The organism is Escherichia sp. MOD1-EC6819 (genome assembly GCF_002965765.1).
Classification (GTDB): Bacteria; Pseudomonadota; Gammaproteobacteria; order Enterobacterales; family Enterobacteriaceae; genus Escherichia; species Escherichia ruysiae.
Window position 1 is genome coordinate 172,225 of the sequence record NZ_PTRG01000004.1, and the last position, 21,928, is coordinate 194,152.

Sequence of the window (21,928 nt, forward strand, 5' to 3'; positions counted from 1 at the left end):
AAAAAGAAAATGATGTACTGCTACTCCAGCCCGAGGCTGTCGCGCAGAATATTCAGGCGTTCGTTATCCCCGTCACGGGCAGCCTGTTGAAGTGATTTCGTTGGCGCATGGATCAGGCGGTTAGTCAGTTTCCATGCCAGATCCTGCATAATGGCTTGCGCGTCGCCGCCCTGTTCAAGGGCTGCTAACGCTTTGGCGGTTAACTCATCGCGAACCTGCTCTGCCTGACTGCGATAATCGCGAATAGTTTCGCTGGCGCTTTGTGCGCGCAGCCACGCCATAAATTCGCTGGTTTCCTGAGCGACGATAGTTTCCGCTTCAACTGCGGCGGCTTTACGCTGCGCCAGGTTATGCGAAATGATGCTTTGCAGATCGTCAACGCTATAAAGGTAGGCATTCGCCAGTTTTCCGACTTCCGGTTCGACATCGCGCGGAACGGCAATATCCACCAACAGCATCGGTTGGTTGCGACGGCTTTTTAATGCGCGCTCCACCATACCTTTACCGATAATCGGTAACGGGCTTGCAGTGGAACTAATGATGATATCGGCTTCGCGCAGACGTTCGTCGATATCGCTCAATGCAATCACTTCTGCGCCGACTTCATCTGCCAGGATTTGGGCTCGTTCGCGAGTACGATTGGCGATAATCATCTTCTGCACTTTGTGTTCGCGCAGATGACGCGCCACCAGTTCGATGGTTTCGCCCGCACCAACCAGCAATACCGTCACCGTAGAAAGCGATTCAAAGATCTGCCGCGCCAGCGTACAAGCCGCAAAAGCGACAGACACAGCACTGGCGCCAATATCCGTTTCAGTGCGAACGCGCTTTGCTACAGAGAAAGATTTCTGGAACATGCGTTCCAGTTCGCTGGCCTTCATATGGCCTTTTTGCGAATCGGCAAACGCTTTTTTAACCTGACCGAGGATCTGCGGCTCCCCCAGAACCAGTGAATCCAGGCCACTGGCAACACGCATTAAATGGCTAACCGCGTCGTTATCCTGATGCCAGTAGAGGCTATTACGCAGATCTTCTTCGTTGAGATTGTGGTAATCGCACAACCAGCGAATGAGCGCCTCTTGCAGGTTATCCTGCTCTTCAACGCTAAGATAAAGTTCTGTGCGGTTACACGTCGACAGCACCACGCCGCCCTGCACCATCGGCTGCGCGAGCAGGCTGTCAAGCGCCTGATCGAGCTTGTCCGGCGAAAACGATACACGTTCTCGTAGCGATACAGGTGCCGTTTTATGGTTAATACCGAGTGCTAAAAGGGTCATGTCTGCGGGAAATAATACCAACGTTGATATGGTTAGTCTGCTCGCATCATACAGGATGCGTGAGATCAATAAAAGAGAGCGCCCCCTTTTGGAGTAATTGCCAAAAGCCGTTAGATTCTGGCAATTAAGACAACTTGAACATAGACGATAGCGGACGGTAACGCTAGCATTAAGGGTTATAACTGCAACGTATCTCAAGGACTTGTCATTATCATGCCCCTGCCCGATTTTCGCTTTATCCGCCTGCTACCGCTGGCTGCCCTCGTGCTCACTGCCTGTTCCGTTACCACACCAAAAGGCCCCGGCAAAAGCCCGGACTCCCCGCAGTGGCGTCAGCATCAGCAAGAGGTTCGTAACCTCAACCAGTATCAGACACGCGGTGCATTTGCGTATATTTCTGACCAGCAGAAAGTGTATGCCCGCTTCTTCTGGCAGCAAACTGGCCAGGATCGCTACCGTCTGCTGCTGACCAACCCATTGGGAAGCACCGAACTGGAGCTGAATGCTCAGCCGGGTAACGTGCAGCTGGTAGATAACAAAGGTCAGCGTTACACCGCCGATGACGCCGAAGAGATGATTGGCAAATTGACAGGAATGCCGATTCCGCTCAACAGTTTGCGCCAGTGGATTTTAGGTTTGCCTGGTGATGCAACCGACTACAAACTGGACGACCAGTACCGCCTGAGCGAAATCACCTACAGCCAGAACGGCAAAAACTGGAAAGTCGTATACGGTGGTTATGACACCAAAACGCAACCTGCGATGCCAGCCAATATGGAACTCACCGACGGTGGTCAGCGCATCAAGTTAAAAATGGATAACTGGATAGTGAAATAATGCGGACACAGTGGCCCTCTCCGGCAAAACTTAATCTGTTCTTATACATTACCGGTCAGCGAGCGGACGGTTACCACACGCTGCAAACGCTGTTTCAGTTTCTTGATTACGGCGACACCATCAGCATTGAACTTCGTGACGATGGGGATATTCGTCTGTTAACGCCCGTTGAAGGCGTGGAGCACGAAGATAACCTGATCGTTCGCGCAGCACGGTTGTTGATGAAAACAGCGGCAGACAGCGGGCGTCTTCCGGCGGGGAGCGGTGCAAATATCAGCATTGACAAGCGTTTGCCGATGGGCGGCGGCCTGGGCGGTGGTTCATCGAATGCCGCGACTGTGCTGGTGGCGTTAAATCATCTCTGGCAATGCGGGCTAAGTATTGATGAACTGGCGGAACTGGGTCTGACGTTGGGCGCAGATGTTCCTGTCTTTGTACGCGGTCATGCCGCGTTTGCTGAAGGGGTTGGCGAAATATTAACGCCAGTGAATCCACCGGAGAAATGGTATCTGGTGGCACACCCTGGTGTAAGTATTCCGACACCGGTGATTTTTAAAGATCCTGAACTCCCGCGCAACACGCCGAAAAGGTCAATTGATACGTTGCTAAAATGTGAATTCGGTAATGATTGCGAGGTTATCGCAAGAAAACGTTTTCGCGAGGTTGATGCGGTGCTTTCCTGGCTGTTAGAATACGCCCCGTCGCGCCTGACTGGGACAGGAGCCTGTGTCTTTGCTGAATTTGATACAGAGTCTGAAGCCCGCCAGGTGCTAGAGCAAGCCCCGGAATGGCTCAATGGCTTTGTGGCGAAAGGTGTTAATCTTTCCCCATTGCACAGAGCCATGCTTTAAGCCGGGCAAGCTGAGTTTCGGTGACAACGTCACCTTGTTCCAGACGTTGCATCGCGCTCTTTAATACACCGCCTGGAAAGAATATTGCCTGGCCCGCACAGTTTTCGGCAGATTCTTTCCACCAATGGACGCATGCCTGAGGTTCTTCTCGTGCCTGATATGAAGCTTTTTGCTGGTAACGCCACCCCGGAACTAGCACAACGTATTGCCAACCGCCTGTACACTTCACTCGGCGACGCCGCTGTAGGTCGCTTTAGCGACGGCGAAGTCAGTGTACAAATCAATGAAAATGTACGCGGTGGTGATATTTTCATCATCCAGTCCACTTGTGCCCCTACTAACGACAACCTGATGGAATTAGTCGTGATGGTTGATGCCCTGCGTCGTGCTTCCGCAGGTCGTATCACCGCTGTTATCCCCTACTTTGGCTATGCGCGCCAGGACCGTCGCGTCCGTTCCGCTCGTGTGCCAATCACTGCGAAAGTGGTTGCAGATTTCCTCTCCAGCGTCGGTGTTGACCGTGTGCTGACAGTGGATCTGCACGCTGAACAGATTCAGGGTTTCTTCGACGTTCCGGTTGATAACGTATTTGGTAGCCCGATCCTGCTGGAAGACATGCTGCAGCTGAATCTGGATAACCCAATTGTGGTTTCTCCGGACATCGGCGGCGTTGTGCGTGCCCGCGCTATCGCTAAGCTGCTGAACGATACCGATATGGCAATCATCGATAAACGTCGTCCGCGTGCGAACGTTTCCCAGGTGATGCATATCATCGGTGACGTTGCAGGTCGTGACTGCGTACTGGTCGATGATATGATCGACACTGGCGGTACGCTGTGTAAAGCTGCTGAAGCTCTGAAAGAACGTGGTGCTAAACGTGTATTTGCATACGCGACTCACCCGATCTTCTCTGGCAACGCGGCGAACAACCTGCGTAACTCTGTAATTGATGAAGTCGTTGTCTGCGATACCATTCCGCTGAGCGATGAAATCAAATCACTGCCGAACGTGCGTACTCTGACTCTGTCAGGTATGCTGGCCGAAGCGATTCGTCGTATCAGCAACGAAGAATCGATCTCTGCTATGTTCGAACATTAATCGAACCCGGCTCAAAGACCCGCTGCGGCGGGTTTTTTTGTCTGTAATATCCATTTGTATGACCTATGCCTCCTTCACCTGCCATTTAGTTGACAGATGATGCGCTCACGGATGAAACATTATTGTGAACAAAATATTCTCCTCACATGTGATGCCTTTCCGCGCTCTGATCGACGCTTGCTGGAAAGAAAAATACACTGCCGCACGGTTTACCCGTGACCTGATTGCCGGGATTACCGTCGGGATTATTGCTATTCCGCTGGCGATGGCGTTGGCAATTGGTAGTGGCGTGGCTCCACAGTACGGTTTATATACCGCTGCTGTTGCAGGGATTGTCATTGCTCTGACGGGGGGGTCGCGCTTTAGCGTTTCCGGTCCGACTGCGGCATTTGTAGTAATTCTCTATCCCGTTTCGCAACAGTTTGGACTGGCAGGCCTGCTGGTTGCGACGTTGTTGTCGGGGATCTTTTTGATCCTGATGGGTCTGGCGCGCTTTGGTCGTCTGATTGAATATATTCCGGTTTCCGTCACCTTAGGTTTTACCTCAGGTATCGGGATCACCATCGGTACCATGCAGATTAAAGATTTTCTCGGTCTGCAAATGGCTCATGTCCCGGAACATTATCTACAAAAAGTCGGCGCATTATTTATGGCGCTGCCCACCATTAATGTGGGTGATGCTGCCATTGGCATTGTGACGCTTGGCATTCTGGTTTTCTGGCCGCGTCTGGGCATTCGTTTACCAGGTCATCTTCCGGCCTTGCTGGCTGGTTGTGCGGTGATGGGCATTGTTAACCTGCTCGGTGGACACGTTGCTACCATCGGCTCGCAATTCCACTACGTTCTGGCCGATGGTTCCCAGGGTAATGGTATTCCGCAACTGCTGCCGCAACTGGTACTGCCGTGGGATCTCCCCGATTCAGAATTCACACTAACCTGGGATTCTATTCGCACACTGCTGCCTGCGGCATTCTCAATGGCAATGCTCGGCGCAATCGAATCTCTGCTCTGCGCGGTGGTACTGGATGGCATGACCGGGACGAAACACAAGGCGAACAGCGAACTGGTCGGTCAGGGGCTGGGGAATATCATCGCTCCGTTCTTTGGTGGTATTACCGCTACAGCTGCCATCGCGCGTTCTGCCGCTAACGTCCGTGCCGGTGCAACTTCCCCTATCTCGGCGGTGATCCACTCTATTCTGGTTATTCTCGCTCTGCTGGTACTGGCACCGCTGCTCTCCTGGCTGCCGCTTTCCGCCATGGCTGCCCTGCTATTGATGGTGGCGTGGAACATGAGTGAAGCACACAAAGTGGTCGACTTGCTGCGCCATGCGCCGAAAGATGACATCATCGTCATGCTGCTTTGCATGTCGCTGACCGTGCTGTTTGATATGGTTATTGCCATCAGTGTGGGTATCGTACTGGCATCGCTGCTGTTTATGCGCCGTATCGCCCGTATGACTCGTCTGGCACCCGTGGCGGTAGATGTTCCTGAGGATGTACTGGTTCTGCGCGTTATTGGTCCGCTGTTTTTCGCTGCGGCTGAAGGCTTATTCACCGATCTTGAATCACGTCTGGAAGGCAAACGAATTGTTATTCTGAAGTGGGATGCAGTTCCGGTTCTTGATGCCGGTGGCCTTGATGCGTTCCAGCGTTTTGTGAAGCGCCTGCCTGAAGGATGTGAACTGCGGGTGTGTAATGTGGAGTTCCAGCCACTGCGCACCATGGCTCGTTCTGGTATTCAACCGATCCCTGGACGCCTGGCATTCTTCCCGAATCGCAGCGCAGCAATGGCTGATCTGTAAGAAAGGCATTAAATTGACCAGTCAGCACAAACTGACTGGTCAGCAAACTGCATTATGCGTTAGCTATGACGACGATTATCGTTACGGCGGCAACGTTTGTCATAATGACGAACCCACCAGTAACGGTCGCACACCTGTTCATGCCCGCCAACACGGGCCCCCGCCAGCCAGAGAATAGCACCGACGAAAATACTCAGCACTGCACCATGTGCGAAATACTGGGGCATATTAAACTGTGGTAACTGGTTGAGGATTGAATACCCCACGCCGACCACCATGACCACCAGACCCAACCCCATGAGCACGTTACCGAGTAACGAAGCGTTTTTGCGTTTCATGTGTCACCTCCGGAACTTTCTGGGTTGTAACAGGGAATACCCCTCTTCCTTATGTGTAAAGTATAGACAACACCCTGTAGGTTATGTGCGGGCGTGATCACAATTACAACCCTTATTTCAACAAAACTTTACAAATAAACGCCTGAACATCCTGACTTTCTAATAGTTCGCAGAGGCAATTATTATGTTGTCTGCGTATAAGGTGCTGTTTTTTGTCAAGCGAGGCCACAACCAGTAAACTACGCGCCAGTTATGCACTCACTCAGGACAAAAGACGTGACGATTAAATTGATTGTCGGCCTGGCGAACCCCGGCGCTGAATACGCCGCAACGCGACACAATGCTGGCGCCTGGTTCGTTGACTTACTGGCGGAGCGTTTGCGCGCTCCCTTGCGCGAAGAAGCTAAATTCTTTGGTTATACCTCGCGAGTTACCCTTGGAGGCGAAGATGTCCGCCTGTTAGTCCCGACCACATTTATGAATCTCAGCGGCAAAGCCGTCGCGGCGATGGCCAGTTTTTTCCGCATTAATCCGGACGAAATTCTGGTCGCCCACGACGAGCTGGATCTGCCCCCTGGCGTCGCCAAATTTAAGTTGGGCGGCGGTCATGGTGGTCACAATGGACTGAAAGACATCATCAGTAAATTGGGTAATAACCCTAACTTTCACCGTTTACGCATTGGAATCGGTCATCCGGGCGATAAAAACAAAGTTGTCGGGTTTGTGTTAGGCAAACCTCCTGTTAGTGAACAGAAGTTAATTGATGAAGCCATCGACGAAGCGGCACGTTGTACTGAAATGTGGTTTACAGATGGCTTGACCAAAGCAACGAACCGATTGCACGCCTTTAAAGCGCAATAAGTCGTTGTCTGCGGCATTTTTGCCGCGTGCCGTGTATAATAGGCAGAGTTATTTCCATTTCTACAATCTGTTTACGATAACAGGTTGATTATTAAGATATTAAGGTGATTTAAATCATGGGATTCAAATGCGGTATCGTCGGTTTGCCCAACGTCGGGAAATCTACCCTGTTCAACGCGCTGACCAAAGCCGGTATTGAAGCGGCCAACTTTCCATTCTGCACCATCGAGCCGAACACAGGCGTTGTGCCAATGCCCGATCCGCGTCTGGATCAACTGGCTGAAATCGTAAAACCGCAGCGTACGCTTCCCACGACCATGGAGTTTGTCGATATCGCTGGCCTGGTAAAAGGCGCGTCGAAAGGCGAAGGTCTGGGTAACCAGTTCCTGACCAACATCCGTGAAACCGAAGCGATCGGTCACGTTGTTCGCTGCTTTGAAAATGACAACATCATTCACGTTTCCGGCAAAGTTAACCCGGCAGACGATATTGACGTTATCAATACCGAGCTTGCTCTGGCGGATCTCGACACCTGTGAACGTGCAATTCACCGGGTACAGAAAAAAGCCAAAGGTGGCGATAAAGACGCGAAAGCCGAGCTGGCGGTACTGGAAAAATGCCTGCCACAACTTGAAAACGCAGGTATGCTGCGCGCGCTGGATTTAAGCGCAGAAGAAAAAGCTGCTATTCGTTACCTGAGCTTCCTGACGCTGAAACCGACAATGTACATCGCCAACGTCAACGAAGACGGTTTTGAAAACAACCCGTATCTGGACCAGGTGCGTGAAATCGCGGCGAAAGAAGGTTCTGTTGTCGTTCCGGTTTGTGCTGCTGTTGAAGCAGACATTGCCGAACTGGACGACGAAGAACGTGACGAGTTTATGCAGGAACTGGGACTGGAAGAGCCGGGTCTGAACCGTGTGATCCGTGCCGGTTATAAACTGCTGAACCTGCAAACTTACTTCACCGCAGGGGTGAAAGAAGTGCGCGCATGGACCATTCCGGTTGGTGCAACTGCGCCGCAGGCGGCTGGCAAAATCCACACCGATTTTGAAAAAGGCTTTATCCGTGCACAAACCATCGCGTTTGAAGATTTCATCACTTACAAAGGTGAACAAGGCGCGAAAGAAGCAGGCAAAATGCGTGCAGAAGGTAAAGATTACATCGTTAAAGATGGCGATGTGATGAACTTCCTGTTTAACGTTTAATACGTTACTACCAGTACTGAAGTCTCCGTACTGGCGCAAAAAATCAGCCATTATGTGTGGATGCACATAATGGCTTTTTTGTTTTTGTCGATCATCCCCGACGCTTAAACTGACCCGCATCAATGCCATATTGTTTCATTTTTCGCCAAAGCGTGGTGCGACCAATTCCAAGTAACGCCGACATTTCCAGAATACGCCCACCTGTCACCTGGGCGGCGTTAATAATCGCTTCTTTTTCGACTTCCGCAAATGACAGACTGGTGGAAAGACGCGTGGCGCTGATATCTTCTGTCGCCTGTTCGGTAAACAGATGCTCAGGCAAATCACTGACGTGAATGCGTCCGTTGTCACTGCTTAGCGCAAGGTTCTCAATGACGCTATACAGTTCAAAATCATTACCGGGCCATGCGCAGGAGACCAAACGAGCAAGCGCATCGTCATCAATCTTTAATCGGGTTGAGAAGCGTTTTTCGAGATTACGTAATTTATTATTCACCAGCGCCGGAATACTGCCGCGCCGCATACGCAGAGGTGGGATGGTAATTTCAAATGCATGGAGGGCGTAATAAAGCTGGCGACTAAAGCGATTTTGTTCCACCAGCATTGCCAGATCTGCGGTCGTCGTGGCAATCACTTTGACATCAATCGGGATTAAACGCCGCGCATCCAACCGCGTGATAACGCCCTGCTTGATGACCTGAAGCAATGCTGACTGTAACTCCACCGCCAGATACTCAATCTTTTCGAGAAACAGCGTGCCGCCGTGTGCCAGTTCCAGACGACTCAAACGACCATTTTTATTCTCCGTGCGATCGCCGCCAATAAACTCTTCCACCAGCGTCGCATCACCATATAACTCGCAATTGACGGCGATATAGGGACCTGCAGCGCGTTCGCTTTCATTATGAATCGCCTGACTTAACAGAGCCTTACCAACGCCTTCTTCTCCACAAAGTAACACCGGAAAACTGCTGCGCGCCGCCTGACGACCAAAATGAATCAAGCGACGGGTTTGCGGCTCATCCTGTGGCATATGAGCAAAAGTATGACTAACTTTGCCTAATTGACTGGTCATCAATTGCCGCATCTGCTCCACCGGATGCAGCAGCAGAATAAAGCTGGTTCCCTGGGGTTCAATTATCGGTTTAAGGGTAATGACCGCATCAATAAACTGGTGCTGACTTTCAAAGGTCGCTTCCACATGTTTGAGCGGATGTGCCTGTTTTATTGCCTGTTGCAGCACGGCAGGTAACGTTAACAGTTCCGTGATTGCTCTTCCCTGGCTGGCCGTTGCGTCCAGACGCAAAACACGCGCCGCCTGAGCATTAATAAATTGCAGATTACCCTGCTCGTCCCAGCTAATCACGCCATCGTCCATACTTTCTAACAGAGCGTTACGTTGATTTAAATGCCGATTAGTTTCAGCCAGCAAACTGTCCGTTAGCAGTAAGTTTCCCACCTCGCGAGCAATTGCCAGCGTCAACGGCAAATCGGCTGCTGTCGATTGTTCCGCTGGACACGCCAGGGCTATCGTCCCGGTCAATCGCCCCTTGCTGTCAAACAGCGGCGTTGCACAAAATGCCCATTTCCAGAGCGCCTGTTTAAAATGTTGATCGGCTATCGTTTTCACCGCCTGACCAGAGATAGCCGCTAACGATAGCGCACAAGTACCGATGATTCCTTCGGCGCAATAAGTGCCGTCATTAAATCCCAACGCACTAAGCTGCTCCATAGTCTGCGGATCACCATAACGGCTAAGGATGCAGGCAGTTTCATCGAGAATAAGCAAAACGCACGCTCGTGGCGCCATATATTCCAGGGCATCTTCCAGCGCCGCCTGCCCGAGTGTCAGCATCGCCTTTTTACGCCGACAGATGGTAGCAAATGTCACGCCCTGGGCCTGGTGCGGTACGCTCCACGACTCCCGTTTCATCAGTTTGCGGCATCGCTCCCAGGATGCTGCAATCCAGGGGGCGTTAGCCTGGTCATCGTTGTGAAAACCGCCTCTCATATTCCGCTCACTTCTGGCAAAAGGTGTTCTGACTCGCAATTTTAAGTATCAGGGCATTCTTATGTTCCATAATGGAACATTTATTAAAACATATGTTTCAGCATGAAACATAATTTGTATGAATTTTCTTTTCCCAAGTCTGATGCACAATGGATTCATCGGCAGTCAGTGGTCGCCGTGTCGTTGAACATCATCCATGCCCTACGATAATTGCTGGAGCAAGATAATGAAAAAATTGATCAATGATGTGCAAGACGTACTGAACGAACAACTGGCAGGGCTGGCGAAAGCGCATCCTTCGCTGACATTGCATCAGGATCCGCTGTACGTCACACGAGCTGATGCACCGGTTGCCGGAAAAGTCGCCCTGCTGTCAGGCGGCGGCAGCGGACACGAACCAATGCACTGCGGTTATATCGGTCAGGGGATGCTTTCGGGGGCGTGTCCGGGCGAAATTTTCACTTCACCTACCCCCGATAAAATCTTTGAGTGCGCCATGCAGATTGATGGCGGCGAAGGCGTACTGCTGATCATCAAAAATTACACCGGCGATATTCTTAACTTCGAAACAGCAACCGAATTACTCCACGACAGCGGCGTAAAAGTGACCACGGTGGTCATTGATGACGACGTCGCGGTGAAAGACAGTCTTTATACCGCCGGGCGGCGCGGTGTTGCCAATACGGTGTTAATAGAAAAACTTGTGGGTGCGGCGGCAGAACGTGGCGACTCACTGGATGCCTGTGCGGAACTGGGGCGTCAGCTGAATAATCAGGGTCACTCAATTGGTATCGCTCTCGGTGCCTGTACCGTTCCAGCCGCTGGCAAACCCTCATTTACGCTGGCAGATAATGAGATGGAGTTTGGCGTCGGCATTCATGGCGAGCCGGGTATCGATCGTCGCCCCTTCTCTTCCCTTGATCAAACCGTCGATGAAATGTTCGACACGCTGCTGGAAAATGGCACATACCATCGCACACTGCGCTTCTGGAATTATCAACAAGGAAACTGGCAGGAAGAGATTCAAACCAAACAGCAGCTACAGTCTGGCGATCGGGTGATTGCGCTGGTCAACAATCTTGGCGCCACACCACTTTCTGAGCTTTACGGCGTCTATAACCGTCTGACTACGCGTTGTCAGCAAGCGGGGCTGACTATCGAACGCAATTTAATTGGTGCGTATTGCACTTCACTGGATATGACCGGTTTTTCCATCACCTTACTGAAAGTTGATGACGAAATGTTGGCGTTATGGGATGCCCCAGTCCACACCCCGGCGCTGAACTGGGGTAAATAAGGAGATAACGATGTCACTGAGCAGAACTCAAATTGTTAACTGGCTTACTCGCTGTGGAGAAATCTTCAGCAAAGAGAGCGATTATCTTACCGGGCTGGATCGTGAAATTGGCGACGCTGACCACGGGCTAAATATGAATCGAGGATTTAGCAAAGTGGTGGAAAAACTACCCGCCATTGAGGACAAGGATATTGGTTTCATCCTCAAAAATACCGGTATGACACTGCTTTCCAGCGTCGGTGGAGCCAGTGGTCCGCTATTCGGTACATTCTTTATTCGCGCCGCGCAGGCGACTCAGGCGCGCCAGAGCCTGACGCAGGAAGAGCTTTATCAGATGTTTCGCGATGGTGTGGACGGCGTAATCAGTCGGGGGAAAGCCGAACCTGGCGATAAAACCATGTGCGATGTCTGGGAACCAGTGGTTGAGTCGTTACGCCAGTCCAGCGAGCAAAATCTCTCTGTTCCGGCTGCGCTCGACGCAGCCAGCAGTGTCGCTGAATCCGCTGCACAAAGCACGATTACGATGCAAGCTCGCAAAGGCCGTGCCAGTTATCTCGGCGAACGCAGTATTGGTCACCAGGATCCTGGCGCGACCTCCGTGATGTTTATGATGCAAATGCTGGCGTTAGCCGCGAAAGAGTAAGGAATTGGTGATGGTAAACCTGGTCATAGTTTCACATAGCGCCCGGCTGGGTGAAGGTGTCGGTGAATTAGCCCGTCAGATGTTAATGAGCGATAGTTGTAAAATCGCCATTGCCGCTGGGATTGATGACCCGCAAAATCCCATTGGTACTGATGCCGTCAAAGTGATGGAAGCCATCGAATCCGTTGCTGATGCCGACCATGTGCTGGTTATGATGGACATGGGGAGCGCGTTATTGAGTGCAGAAACCGCTCTGGAATTGCTGGCGCCAGAGATCGCCGCAAAAGTACGTTTGTGCGCAGCGCCATTGGTCGAAGGAACTCTGGCGGCAACAGTTAGCGCGGCATCAGGTGCCGATATCGACAAAGTTATTTATGATGCTATGTCTGCGCTGGAAGCCAAACGCGAACAACTGGGTTTACCGTCATCCGCCAGTGAGATATCTGACACATGCCCGCCGCACGATGAAGAAGCCCGTTCCCTGGCTGTGGTGATTAAAAACCGTAACGGCCTCCACGTGCGCCCGGCCTCTCGACTGGTCTATACCTTATCGGTATTTAATGCAGACATGTTACTGGAGAAAAACGGCAAATGCGTCACGCCGGAAAGTATTAACCAGATTGCGCTATTACAAGTCCGCTATAACGATACTCTGCGCCTGATTGTGAAAGGGCCAGAAGCTGAAGAGGCGCTGGCCGCTTTCCGCCAGTTGGCTGAAGATAACTTTGGTGAAACAGAAGATATTACGCCGCCAACGCTGCACCAGGTTAATCCTGTTACGGGGAAAGCCTTTTATTATCAACCCGTTTTATGCGCCGTACAGGCGAAATCAGTCCTTACGGTGGAACAAGAACAGGAACGATTACGCCAGGCAATTGATTTTACGTTGTTAGACCTGATGACGTTAACGGCAAAGGCCGAAGCAAGCGGGCTTGACGATATCGCCGCGATCTTTTCCGGTCACCATACTCTGTTAGACGATCCTGAACTGCTGGCAGCAGCAAGCGAACTTCTTCTGCATGAACATTGCACCGCAGAGTATGCCTGGCAGCAGGTTCTTAAAGAACTTAGCCAGCAATATCAACAGATTGATGATGAATATCTGCAGGCGCGCTATATCGATGTGGATGATCTTCTGCATCGCACCCTGCTCCATCTGACACAGACAAAAGAAGAACTACCGCAATTTAGCGCACCAACCATTTTGCTGGCAGAGAACATTTACCCCTCCACCGTGCTGCAACTGGATCCGACGGTCGTTAAAGGCATCTGCCTTAGTGCCGGAAGTCCGGTATCCCATAGCGCCTTAATTGCCCGTGAACTGGGTATTGGCTGGGTTTGCTTACAGGGTGAAAAACTGTACGCGGTACAACCTGAAGAGACGTTAACTCTGGACGTCAAAACACAACGTTTTAGCCATGATGGCTAAACCAGAGTCCGGATGGCGTCGTTACGATGCCATCCGGGAAAGCCTTACGCTATTAGCCAGCGTACTGACCATGTTGTAAATCCTGTACTACTTTGTTCATTTTCGCTTCATTCAACAGATAAAACTTAATAGAAATTGCAGTCAGGAAGTAGAAGAATGCCGGCAGGAGGGTAAACAGTAACACTACGCCCTGTACTGAATTAGCGGATTGAGTTGTGCTACTGGTTGCATAGCCATAATAAGCCAGTACCCAACCAATCACCGCCCCACCTACTGCAACGCCCAGTTTGATGACAAAAATATTCGCAGCAACGTTCATCCCCGTAATACGACGACGCGTTTTCCATTCACCATAGTTATTCGCATCGGTAATCATCGACCACTGGAGTGCGCCATTTCCGCCCTGAATAATCTGAATTGCCAGATGAGCCAGTAATGGAATAACCCAGTATTCCACCGGCAGGAAATAACAGAGCACGCCCAACGCCGCATTAATAATATTAACCCAGAATGAAAGTTTAATTTTACAAAAGCGAGTACCAAATGGTTTCGCCAGTACAGAACCTAACATAGAAGCAAACATTCCGCCGAGCATAAACCAGGTAAGAATATCTGAACCTTTATTTAAAACGGTATTAACATAATAAACAACAGCACCGCCACGGATAACCACCGCCACCAGCATCATAAAATTATAAACAGAGAGGATGCGCCACTGATCATTCTTAAAAAGAATCTTCAAATCGCGCGCAATATTCAGATTTTCTTCCTGAATAGGTTGTACCCGCTCTTTGGTGGTCAGGAAACAGATTAAAAACATAATGCAGCCAATAACGCCAAACACCGCCATCGCAATCTGGATACCAGTAGCCCGATCGCCTGGCGAGAGGAAGTCAGCGACCGGCAGGATAAATGCTGTACCTAACGCACCGCCAATAGGTGTGATGGCAAAACGCCAGGATTGCAATGACAGGTTTTCACGTGGATCGGATGTCAACGCCGCGCCCAATGAGCAGTAAGGAATATTAATGGCCGTATACATTAATGTCATAAATATATATGCAGCAACCGCGTAGACAACCTTACCGCTATCAGAGAAATCAGGAATGGAGTAAACCAGCACGCAACTGACCGCAAATGGTACACAGATGGCCAACAGCCACGGACGGAAACGCCCCCAACGAGATGAGGTTGCATCGGCGATTGCCCCCATAATCGGATCGGTAATTGCATCCAGTAGACGCACCAGTAAAAACATGGTTCCCATTACGGCTGGCGGCAGACCATAAATATCGGTATAGAAATAAGCGAGGATGGCAACAGAAGAATCAAAGACGATATGGCTGGCGGCATCGCCCAGGCTATAGCCTATTTTTTCTTTTATTGGCAATTTTTCCACATTAGACATGTTTTATCCTTATCTATAAATTTACTTCACGGAATACCTTTCACTGGCACAATTCTTCACGGAAGTTTTTGGTCGGTCTATTATGTTTTTTCATTAAATTCTTATGATTTTTTTCTTCTGTGATCACACAACAAAAGTCACTGCCCATTTAATAAACAACATATATTTTATGAATATATTGCAACACTATTTAGGCCGTTAATTACACCGTCCATAATGCCTGACACTTCGCAGAATGAGATTTCAATCATGCAGTTGCCGCGATCCTGAACTAAGGTTTTCTGATACTTGATTACCGTTTTGTTCGGTATCGCCAAAGGAGAATGATTGATGAAACCACGTGTCCCTCGTCACCTGCAAAGAATGGCGTTAATTCCCACCACCGTTTTATTGTGTTTTGCCACGCTATCGGCACAGGCGGAAGAAATCGCCGTCACACCACAATCACCTGATATTTTGTTGGGACCGTTGTTTGACGATGTTCAAAACGCCAAACTTTTTCCTGATCAAAAAACTTTTGCCGACGCCGTGCCCAACAGCGACCCGCTAATGATCCTCGCTGACTATCGGATGCAACAGAACCAGAGCGGGTTTGATTTGCGTCACTTCGTGAAAGTTAATTTCACCCTGCCAAAAGAAGGCGAGAAGCATGTCCCGCCGAAGGGACAGTCGCTGCGTGAACATATTGATGGACTTTGGCCGGTATTAACCCGCACAACGGAAAGCACCGAAAAATGGGACTCTCTGTTGCCATTGCCGAAACCCTATGTCGTGCCGGGAGGTCGTTTTCGGGAAGTGTATTACTGGGACAGTTACTTCACCATGCTGGGGCTTGGCGAAAGCGGTCACTGGGATAAAGTGGCGGATATGGTGGCGAATTTTGGTTATGAAATAGATACTTATGGACACATTCCCAACGGGAACCGCAGCTACTATTTAAGCCGTTCGCAGCCGCCTTTCTTTGCGTTGATGGTGGAGTTACTGGCGCAACATGAAGGCGACGCCGCGTTGAAACAGTATCTGCCACAACTACAAAAAGAATATGCTTACTGGATGGACGGCGTTGAAAATCTGCAAGCCGGGCAACAGGAAAAGCGCGTTGTAAAGCTCAAGGATGGCACGATTCTTAACCGCTACTGGGACGACCGCGATACACCGCGTCCGGAGTCATGGGTAGAGGATATTGCCACCGCGAAAAGCAATCCAAATCGCCCTGCCACTGAAATTTACCGTGACCTGCGTTCCGCCGCCGCATCTGGCTGGGATTTCAGCTCGCGCTGGATGGACAATCCTCAGCAGTTAAATACATTACGCACCACCAGCATCGTACCGGTCGATCTCAATAGCCTGATGTATAAAATGGAAAAAATCCTTGCCAGCGCCAGTAAAGCCGCCGGGGATAACGCGATGGCCAGTCAATACGAAACGCTGGCAAATTCCCGTCAGAAAGGGATCGAAAAATACTTGTGGAACGATCAACACGGCTGGTATGCCGATTACGATCTGAAGAGTAATAAAGTACGTAATCAGTTAACTGCCGCCGCCCTGTTCCCGTTGTACGTTAATGCAGCAGCGAAAGATCACGCCAGTAAAATGGCAACGGCGACCAGAACGCATCTGCTGCAACCTGGCGGACTGAACACCACCTCGGTGAAAAGTGGGCAGCAATGGGACGCGCCAAATGGCTGGGCGCCGTTACAATGGGTCGCTACTGAAGGATTGCAAAACTACGGGCAGGAAGATGTAGCGATGGACATTAGCTGGCACTTTCTGACCAATGTTCAGCACACCTATGACCGGGAGAAAAAGCTGGTGGAGAAATATGATGTCAGCACCACCGGAACAGGTGGCGGTGGTGGCGAATATCCGTTGCAGGATGGTTTTGGTTGGACCAACGGCGTAACGCTGAAAATGTTGGATTTGATCTGCCCGAAAGAAAAACCGTGTGACAACGTTCCGGCAACGCGCCCGACCAGTGCTTCCGCAACGCAGCCAACAAAAGTCACAGAACCCACACCTTAATTTTTCTTCTCCCGACAGCGTCATTCTGCTTATCTGGATGACGTTGCCGTTTTATCTGGTTTTCAAACACCGTGAGGTTTACACATAATTTGAAAGCGGATAGCGATGCCTGCACCGCTATCCGCCAGAAAGATTACGTTATTCTCTTCGCAGGAGGCGGAATACCCCCAGCACCAGGATAGCGCCGACCACCGCCACCAGGAAGCTATGTAAATTAAAACCACTGATGGAGCCGCCAATGCCAAACATGGTCGCCAGCCAGCCGCCGACAACCGCACCGACTATCCCGAGAATGCAGGTCAGGAAAAATCCACCACCATCACGCCCTGGCATGATCAGCTTGGCGATAATGCCGGCTATCAGGCCAAAAATAATCCAGGCAATAATTCCCATGTTCAGGCCCTCGTTTCGATGAATCGGACGCAAGAAATGCTTACGTCAACGCTCTAAGTATAGGCAAGCACAGGATCAATGGAGGGAGGCTGTCGGTTGAATTAGTCGTAAGTTGTAAAAAAAATTCACGCATTTGTATTAAGTTTTGTTAGTCCCTACCGATAAACCAAAGACAGTTTGTCGGTCAGGAGTTTTTCCGCGTGAGTCATTACCATGAGCAGTTCCTGAAACAAAATCCGTTAGCAGTCCTGGGCGTTTTACGCGATTTACATAAAGCCGCAGTGCCACTGCGTATCAGTTGGTCAGATGGTCAGCTGATCAGCAATATACTGGCGATAAGCCCTGATAAACTGGTGCTGGATTTTGGTAGTCAGCAAGAAGACAACAATGCCGTGCTTAAAGCGCGTCAAATCACTATTACCGCCGAAACGCAAGGCGCCAAAATCGAATTTACCCTTGCGCAATTACAGCAAAGTGAATATTTGCAGCTTCCGGCGTTTATCGCCACTCCCCCGCCCGCATTATGGTTTGTGCAACGACGCAGATATTTCCGCATCTCCGCCCCACTTCATCCGCCTTATTATTGTCAGACCAAACTGGCGGATAACAGTACGTTACGTTTTCGCCTGAGTGACTTATCGCTAGGTGGCATGGGTGCATTACTGGAAACGGAAAAACCTGGCGGGTTGCACGAAGGTATGCGCTTCGCACAGATTGAAGTCAACATGGGACAATGGGGCGTTTTTCACTTTGACGCCCAGTTACTGACCATCAGCGAGCGCAAAGTGATTGATAGCAGAAATGAAACGATCTCCACTCCCCGCCTGAGCTTTCGTTTTCTTAACGTCAGCCCGACGGTGGAGCGGCAATTACAGCGGATTATATTCTCACTCGAACGGGAAGCCCGGGAGAAAGCGGACAAAGTGCGCGACTGAGTTACATCGCGTCCAGCGCCTGCTCAAGTTTGTAGATATAGCGTGGTGCCTGCGGTGCAGGATGATTTCTTGCTACGTGATCGAGGAACTCATCAGCATCCAGATCATTGATTTTGCTGATCGCTTTTTTCCGATCTGATGAGAAAGTCCGTAGCAGCGCACCAGCCCCGTTAGCGTATGACACCACCAGCGCATATTGCAGGACCTTCGGATCTTCAATGCCTGCCAGCGGGCCGGTTTCCAGAATATTCAGGTAAGCCGCCCCCATTGAGATATTGCGCTCCGGGTTTTTCAGTTCGCTGGTCGTCGGCTCACCTTTCCAGCCCATGCGTCGATAAACATCACGTCCGGAGGTTGAGGCTTTTAACTGCATCAAACCAATAGCATTCGACTTACTTACCGCGTTCGGGTTACCGCCTGATTCAATAGCGATAATCGCCGTGATCAATTGCGGATCGACACCCCAGGCCGCTCCGGCTTTCTGGCTTATTGGCATCCACTGCATCGCACGTTGTACCGGGACTTTCGCATTCCACGGCGGGTTCGTATAGTCATGCTTTGAAGAACAACCCGCTAATAACACAATCAAAAAGGCAAACCATCTCAATTTCACTTCATCTATCCTTATCGCCTGGAATCGCCGTTGAGGTGACAACGGCACACCTAAGCGGCATGATATACATTTCGTTTCTGTTGTCAGCAAGGAATTGCCATGTATCAGTTTCACTTAATTGCCCCGTCGGGTTACTGCATTAATCAGCACGCCGCACAGCGCGGCATTCAGCGCCTTACCGATGCGGGGCATCAGGTCAATAACGTCGAGGTTATCGCCCGTCGTTGTGAGCGTTTTGCTGGTACGGAAACGGAGCGCCTGGAAGATCTCAATACCCTTGCCAGACTGACCTCACCCAACACCATCGTGCTGGCAGTACGCGGCGGTTACGGTGCCAGTCGCTTACTGGCGGATATTGACTGGCAGGCTCTGGTGGCTCGCCAACAAAATGATCCGTTGCTTATCTGCGGGCATAGCGATTTTACGGCCATTCAGTGCGGTCTTCTGGCACAAGGCAATGTCATCACCTTTAGCGGCCCGATGCTGGTGGCAAATTTTGGCGCGGATGAGCTGAATGCCTTTACCGAGCATCACTTCTGGCTGGCGTTACGCAATGAAACGTTCAGCATTGAATGGCAAGGGGAAGGCCCGGCGTGTCAGACAGAAGGAACACTGTGGGGAGGCAACCTCGCGATGCTGATTTCGCTTATCGGTACGCCGTGGATGCCACAAATTGAGAACGGTATTCTGGTACTGGAAGACATCAACGAACATCCGTTCCGTGTCGAACGCATGTTATTACAGCTTTATCATGCTGGAATTTTACAGCGCCAGAAGGCGATTATTCTCGGCAGCTTTAGTGGCAGCACGCCCAATGATTATGATGCGGGTTACAACCTGGCGTCGGTGTACGCGTTCTTGCGTTCCCGCCTGTCGATTCCGCTGATTACCGGCCTCGACTTTGGTCATGAACAACGCACAGTTACCCTCCCGTTGGGCGCACATGCTATCCTCAAAAACGCCAAAAACGGTACACAATTGACGATTAGCGGTCATCCTGTTCTTAAAGCGTAAAAAAATCACGCTTCCGGGCTAAGTAAAACGCTGTTTCTGCCGTGAATATGGTAGGTTTATAGTACGAGACAGCGTAATCAGGAGTAACCGACCGTTGGATGCCGCAACAATTATTAGCCTTTTCATCTTAGGCTCCATCCTTGTCACCAGTAGTATTTTACTTAGTTCATTTTCTTCCCGCCTTGGCATTCCGATTCTGGTTATTTTCCTGGCGATCGGTATGCTGGCTGGGGTCGATGGTGTCGGCGGCATTCCGTTTGATAATTATCCTTTTGCCTACATGGTAAGTAACCTGGCACTGGCGATTATTTTGCTCGATGGCGGAATGCGCACCCAGGCCAGTTCATTTCGCGTGGCGTTAGGACCTGCTCTTTCACTGGCGACGCTGGGCGTGCTTATCACCTCCGGTTTAACCGGCATGATGGCGGCATGGCTGTTTAATCTTGATTTGATTGAAGGTTTATTAATCGGCGCAATTGTCGGCTCTACCGACGCCGCAGCGGTCTTTTCTCTGCTTGGCGGCAAAGGGCTTAACGAACGTGTTGGCTCGACGCTGGAGATAGAGTCCGGCAGCAATGATCCGATGGCGGTCTTTCTGACAATTACCTTGATTGCGATGATCCAGCAGCATGAAAGCACTATTAGCTGGATGTTCGTTGTCGATATTCTGCAGCAATTTGGCCTGGGGATCGTAATCGGTCTTGGCGGTGGTTATTTACTGCTGCAGATGATTAACCGCATCGCCCTGCCTGCGGGCTTGTATCCATTGCTGGCATTAAGCGGCGGTATTTTGATTTTTGCTTTAACCACGGCGCTGGAAGGCAGCGGCATTCTGGCTGTTTATCTGTGCGGTTTCCTGCTGGGTAATCGTCCGATTCGCAACCGCTACGGCATTCTGCAAAATTTCGACGGCCTCGCCTGGCTGGCACAAATCGCCATGTTCCTGGTGCTGGGACTGTTGGTTAACCCAAGCGACCTGCTGCCTATTGCCATTCCGGCGCTCATTTTGTCCGCATGGATGATATTCTTCGCCCGTCCTCTTTCGGTATTTGCCGGATTGCTACCGTTCCGTGGCTTCAATCTGCGCGAGCGCGTGTTTATTAGTTGGGTTGGATTACGCGGCGCAGTGCCGATCATCCTGGCGGTGTTCCCGATGATGGCGGGGCTGGATAATGCGCGTCTGTTCTTTAATGTCGCCTTCTTCGTAGTTCTGGTTTCACTGCTATTGCAGGGAACATCGCTGTCGTGGGCAGCGAAAAAAGCTAAAGTGGTGGTTCCGCCAGTGGGACGTCCGGTGTCACGCGTTGGACTGGATATTCATCCGGAAAATCCGTGGGAGCAGTTTGTTTACCAATTGAGTGCCGATAAATGGTGCGTGGGCGCGGCGCTGCGCGACCTGCATATGCCAAAAGAGACGCGCATTGCGGCACTGTTTCGTGATAACCAGTTGCTTCACCCCACCGGCAGCACCCGACTGCGTGAAGGCGACGTATTATGTGTGATTGGTCGGGAACGCGATCTTCCGGCACTCGGAAAACTGTTTAGCCAGTCGCCGCCTGTCGCGCTGGATCAACGCTTCTTTGGTGACTTCATTCTCGAAGCCAGCGCGAAATATGCCGATGTGGCGCTGATTTATGGTCTGGAAGATGGTCGGGAGTATCGCGATAAACAGCAAACGCTGGGTGAAATTGTTCAGCAGTTGTTAGGCGCGGCACCGGTGGTCGGTGACCAGGTAGAGTTTGCCGGAATGATCTGGACGGTGGCTGAGAAAGAAGATAATGCAGTGTTGAAGATCGGCGTTCGGGTGGCAGAGGACGAAGCCGAATCTAAAATTTGATGGAGTTTGTATCGCCGGATACGACGTGTGCGTCTTATCCGGCTTGCACAAG

The 21,928-nt window shown here is 50.8% G+C and carries 19 protein-coding genes and 1 pseudogene; 13 read left to right on the top strand and 7 right to left on the bottom strand.

Annotated features, from left to right (window positions below; genetic code table 11):
* Nucleotides 1-20: 20 nt before the first annotated feature.
* Nucleotides 21-1,277, bottom strand: coding sequence for a glutamyl-tRNA reductase (gene hemA, locus A7Z06_RS06870; protein ID WP_010346781.1), 1,257 nt, complete (start codon nucleotides 1,275-1,277; stop codon nucleotides 21-23).
* Between the two features lie 213 nt (nucleotides 1,278-1,490).
* On the opposite strand from hemA, the gene lolB reads away from it, so the two are divergent.
* The 4 genes from lolB to dauA all read left to right on the top strand — a co-directional run bounded on the left by lolB (nucleotide 1,491) and on the right by dauA (nucleotide 5,867).
* Nucleotides 1,491-2,114, top strand: coding sequence for a lipoprotein insertase outer membrane protein LolB (lolB, locus tag A7Z06_RS06875; protein WP_001130680.1), 624 nt, complete (start codon nucleotides 1,491-1,493; stop codon nucleotides 2,112-2,114).
* A complete protein-coding gene (ispE, locus tag A7Z06_RS06880; protein WP_001260320.1) occupies nucleotides 2,114-2,965 on the top strand; it encodes a 4-(cytidine 5'-diphospho)-2-C-methyl-D-erythritol kinase in 852 nt (283 codons plus the stop codon). The genes lolB and ispE overlap by 1 nt, the downstream gene beginning before the upstream one ends.
* Before the next feature lie 150 nt (nucleotides 2,966-3,115).
* Nucleotides 3,116-4,063: a ribose-phosphate diphosphokinase gene (gene prs, locus A7Z06_RS06890; RefSeq protein WP_001298109.1), complete on the top strand. Its 948-nt coding sequence runs from the start codon at nucleotides 3,116-3,118 to the stop codon at nucleotides 4,061-4,063.
* 124 nt (nucleotides 4,064-4,187) lie between these two features.
* The gene (dauA, locus tag A7Z06_RS06900) at nucleotides 4,188-5,867 is read left to right on the top strand and encodes a C4-dicarboxylic acid transporter DauA (RefSeq protein ID WP_071995177.1); all 1,680 of its coding nucleotides are present in this window, start codon (nucleotides 4,188-4,190) and stop codon (nucleotides 5,865-5,867) included.
* Nucleotides 5,868-5,926: 59 nt separating this feature from the next.
* On the opposite strand, the gene ychH is transcribed toward dauA, so the two are convergent.
* Nucleotides 5,927-6,205: a stress-induced protein YchH gene (gene ychH, locus A7Z06_RS06905; protein ID WP_000823884.1), complete on the bottom strand. Its 279-nt coding sequence runs from the start codon at nucleotides 6,203-6,205 to the stop codon at nucleotides 5,927-5,929.
* Between the two features lie 276 nt (nucleotides 6,206-6,481).
* On the opposite strand from ychH, the gene pth reads away from it, so the two are divergent.
* Complete coding sequence (gene pth / locus A7Z06_RS06910; protein WP_000152933.1) at nucleotides 6,482-7,066, top strand: aminoacyl-tRNA hydrolase; 585 nt, start codon at nucleotides 6,482-6,484, stop codon at nucleotides 7,064-7,066.
* A gap of 116 nt (nucleotides 7,067-7,182) precedes the next feature.
* Nucleotides 7,183-8,274, top strand: coding sequence for a redox-regulated ATPase YchF (gene ychF / locus A7Z06_RS06915; protein WP_000505860.1), 1,092 nt, complete (start codon nucleotides 7,183-7,185; stop codon nucleotides 8,272-8,274).
* A 91-nt stretch (nucleotides 8,275-8,365) separates the two neighbouring features.
* Here the strand turns inward: ychF and dhaR are convergent, their stop codons facing one another.
* A complete protein-coding gene (gene dhaR / locus A7Z06_RS06920) occupies nucleotides 8,366-10,285 on the bottom strand; it encodes a dihydroxyacetone kinase operon transcriptional regulator DhaR (protein ID WP_001213974.1) in 1,920 nt (639 codons plus the stop codon).
* A gap of 226 nt (nucleotides 10,286-10,511) precedes the next feature.
* Between dhaR and dhaK the strand changes: the two genes are divergently transcribed.
* From dhaK to dhaM, 3 genes are read left to right on the top strand one after another with little or no spacing between them, the layout of a single operon-like run.
* A complete protein-coding gene (dhaK, locus tag A7Z06_RS06925; RefSeq protein WP_105279373.1) occupies nucleotides 10,512-11,582 on the top strand; it encodes a dihydroxyacetone kinase subunit DhaK in 1,071 nt (356 codons plus the stop codon).
* A 10-nt stretch (nucleotides 11,583-11,592) separates the two neighbouring features.
* Nucleotides 11,593-12,225, top strand: a complete 633-nt coding sequence (dhaL, locus tag A7Z06_RS06930) for a dihydroxyacetone kinase subunit DhaL (protein ID WP_105279374.1) — start codon at nucleotides 11,593-11,595, stop codon at nucleotides 12,223-12,225.
* Nucleotides 12,226-12,235: 10 nt separating this feature from the next.
* Nucleotides 12,236-13,654: a dihydroxyacetone kinase phosphoryl donor subunit DhaM gene (gene dhaM / locus A7Z06_RS06935; RefSeq protein ID WP_010345024.1), complete on the top strand. Its 1,419-nt coding sequence runs from the start codon at nucleotides 12,236-12,238 to the stop codon at nucleotides 13,652-13,654.
* 52 nt (nucleotides 13,655-13,706) lie between these two features.
* Here dhaM and A7Z06_RS06940 read toward each other — a convergent pair whose 3' ends face one another.
* The gene (locus A7Z06_RS06940; RefSeq protein ID WP_000072949.1) at nucleotides 13,707-15,062 is read right to left on the bottom strand and encodes a glycoside-pentoside-hexuronide (GPH):cation symporter; all 1,356 of its coding nucleotides are present in this window, start codon (nucleotides 15,060-15,062) and stop codon (nucleotides 13,707-13,709) included.
* A 330-nt stretch (nucleotides 15,063-15,392) separates the two neighbouring features.
* On the opposite strand from A7Z06_RS06940, the gene A7Z06_RS06945 reads away from it, so the two are divergent.
* On the top strand, nucleotides 15,393-17,084 hold the full coding sequence (locus tag A7Z06_RS06945; RefSeq protein ID WP_000804564.1) for an alpha,alpha-trehalase: 1,692 nt from the start codon (nucleotides 15,393-15,395) through the stop codon (nucleotides 17,082-17,084).
* A 138-nt stretch (nucleotides 17,085-17,222) separates the two neighbouring features.
* On the opposite strand, the gene A7Z06_RS06950 is transcribed toward A7Z06_RS06945, so the two are convergent.
* Nucleotides 17,223-17,477: a GlsB/YeaQ/YmgE family stress response membrane protein gene (locus A7Z06_RS06950; RefSeq protein ID WP_000511315.1), complete on the bottom strand. Its 255-nt coding sequence runs from the start codon at nucleotides 17,475-17,477 to the stop codon at nucleotides 17,223-17,225.
* A 200-nt stretch (nucleotides 17,478-17,677) separates the two neighbouring features.
* Between A7Z06_RS06950 and ycgR the strand changes: the two genes are divergently transcribed.
* Entirely contained in the window at nucleotides 17,678-18,412 is a 735-nt protein-coding gene (gene ycgR / locus A7Z06_RS06955) for a flagellar brake protein YcgR (RefSeq protein WP_000020172.1), read from the top strand.
* A 1-nt stretch (nucleotide 18,413) separates the two neighbouring features.
* Here ycgR and emtA read toward each other — a convergent pair whose 3' ends face one another.
* The gene (gene emtA / locus A7Z06_RS06960) at nucleotides 18,414-19,025 is read right to left on the bottom strand and encodes a membrane-bound lytic murein transglycosylase EmtA (RefSeq protein ID WP_000776968.1); all 612 of its coding nucleotides are present in this window, start codon (nucleotides 19,023-19,025) and stop codon (nucleotides 18,414-18,416) included.
* Nucleotides 19,026-19,124: 99 nt separating this feature from the next.
* Between emtA and ldcA the strand changes: the two genes are divergently transcribed.
* Nucleotides 19,125-20,039 (top strand): muramoyltetrapeptide carboxypeptidase, encoded by a 915-nt coding sequence (ldcA, locus tag A7Z06_RS06965; RefSeq protein WP_000284197.1) that lies wholly within the window; start codon nucleotides 19,125-19,127, stop codon nucleotides 20,037-20,039.
* A gap of 94 nt (nucleotides 20,040-20,133) precedes the next feature.
* A pseudogene (locus A7Z06_RS06970) lies at nucleotides 20,134-21,804 on the top strand (potassium/proton antiporter); the annotation flags it as partial.
* Here the strand turns inward: A7Z06_RS06970 and A7Z06_RS22410 are convergent.
* Nucleotides 21,742-21,927: a hypothetical protein gene (locus A7Z06_RS22410; RefSeq protein WP_432758334.1), complete on the bottom strand. Its 186-nt coding sequence runs from the start codon at nucleotides 21,925-21,927 to the stop codon at nucleotides 21,742-21,744. The pseudogene A7Z06_RS06970 and the gene A7Z06_RS22410 sit on opposite strands and share 63 nt — an antisense overlap.
* Nucleotide 21,928 lies beyond the last annotated feature (1 nt).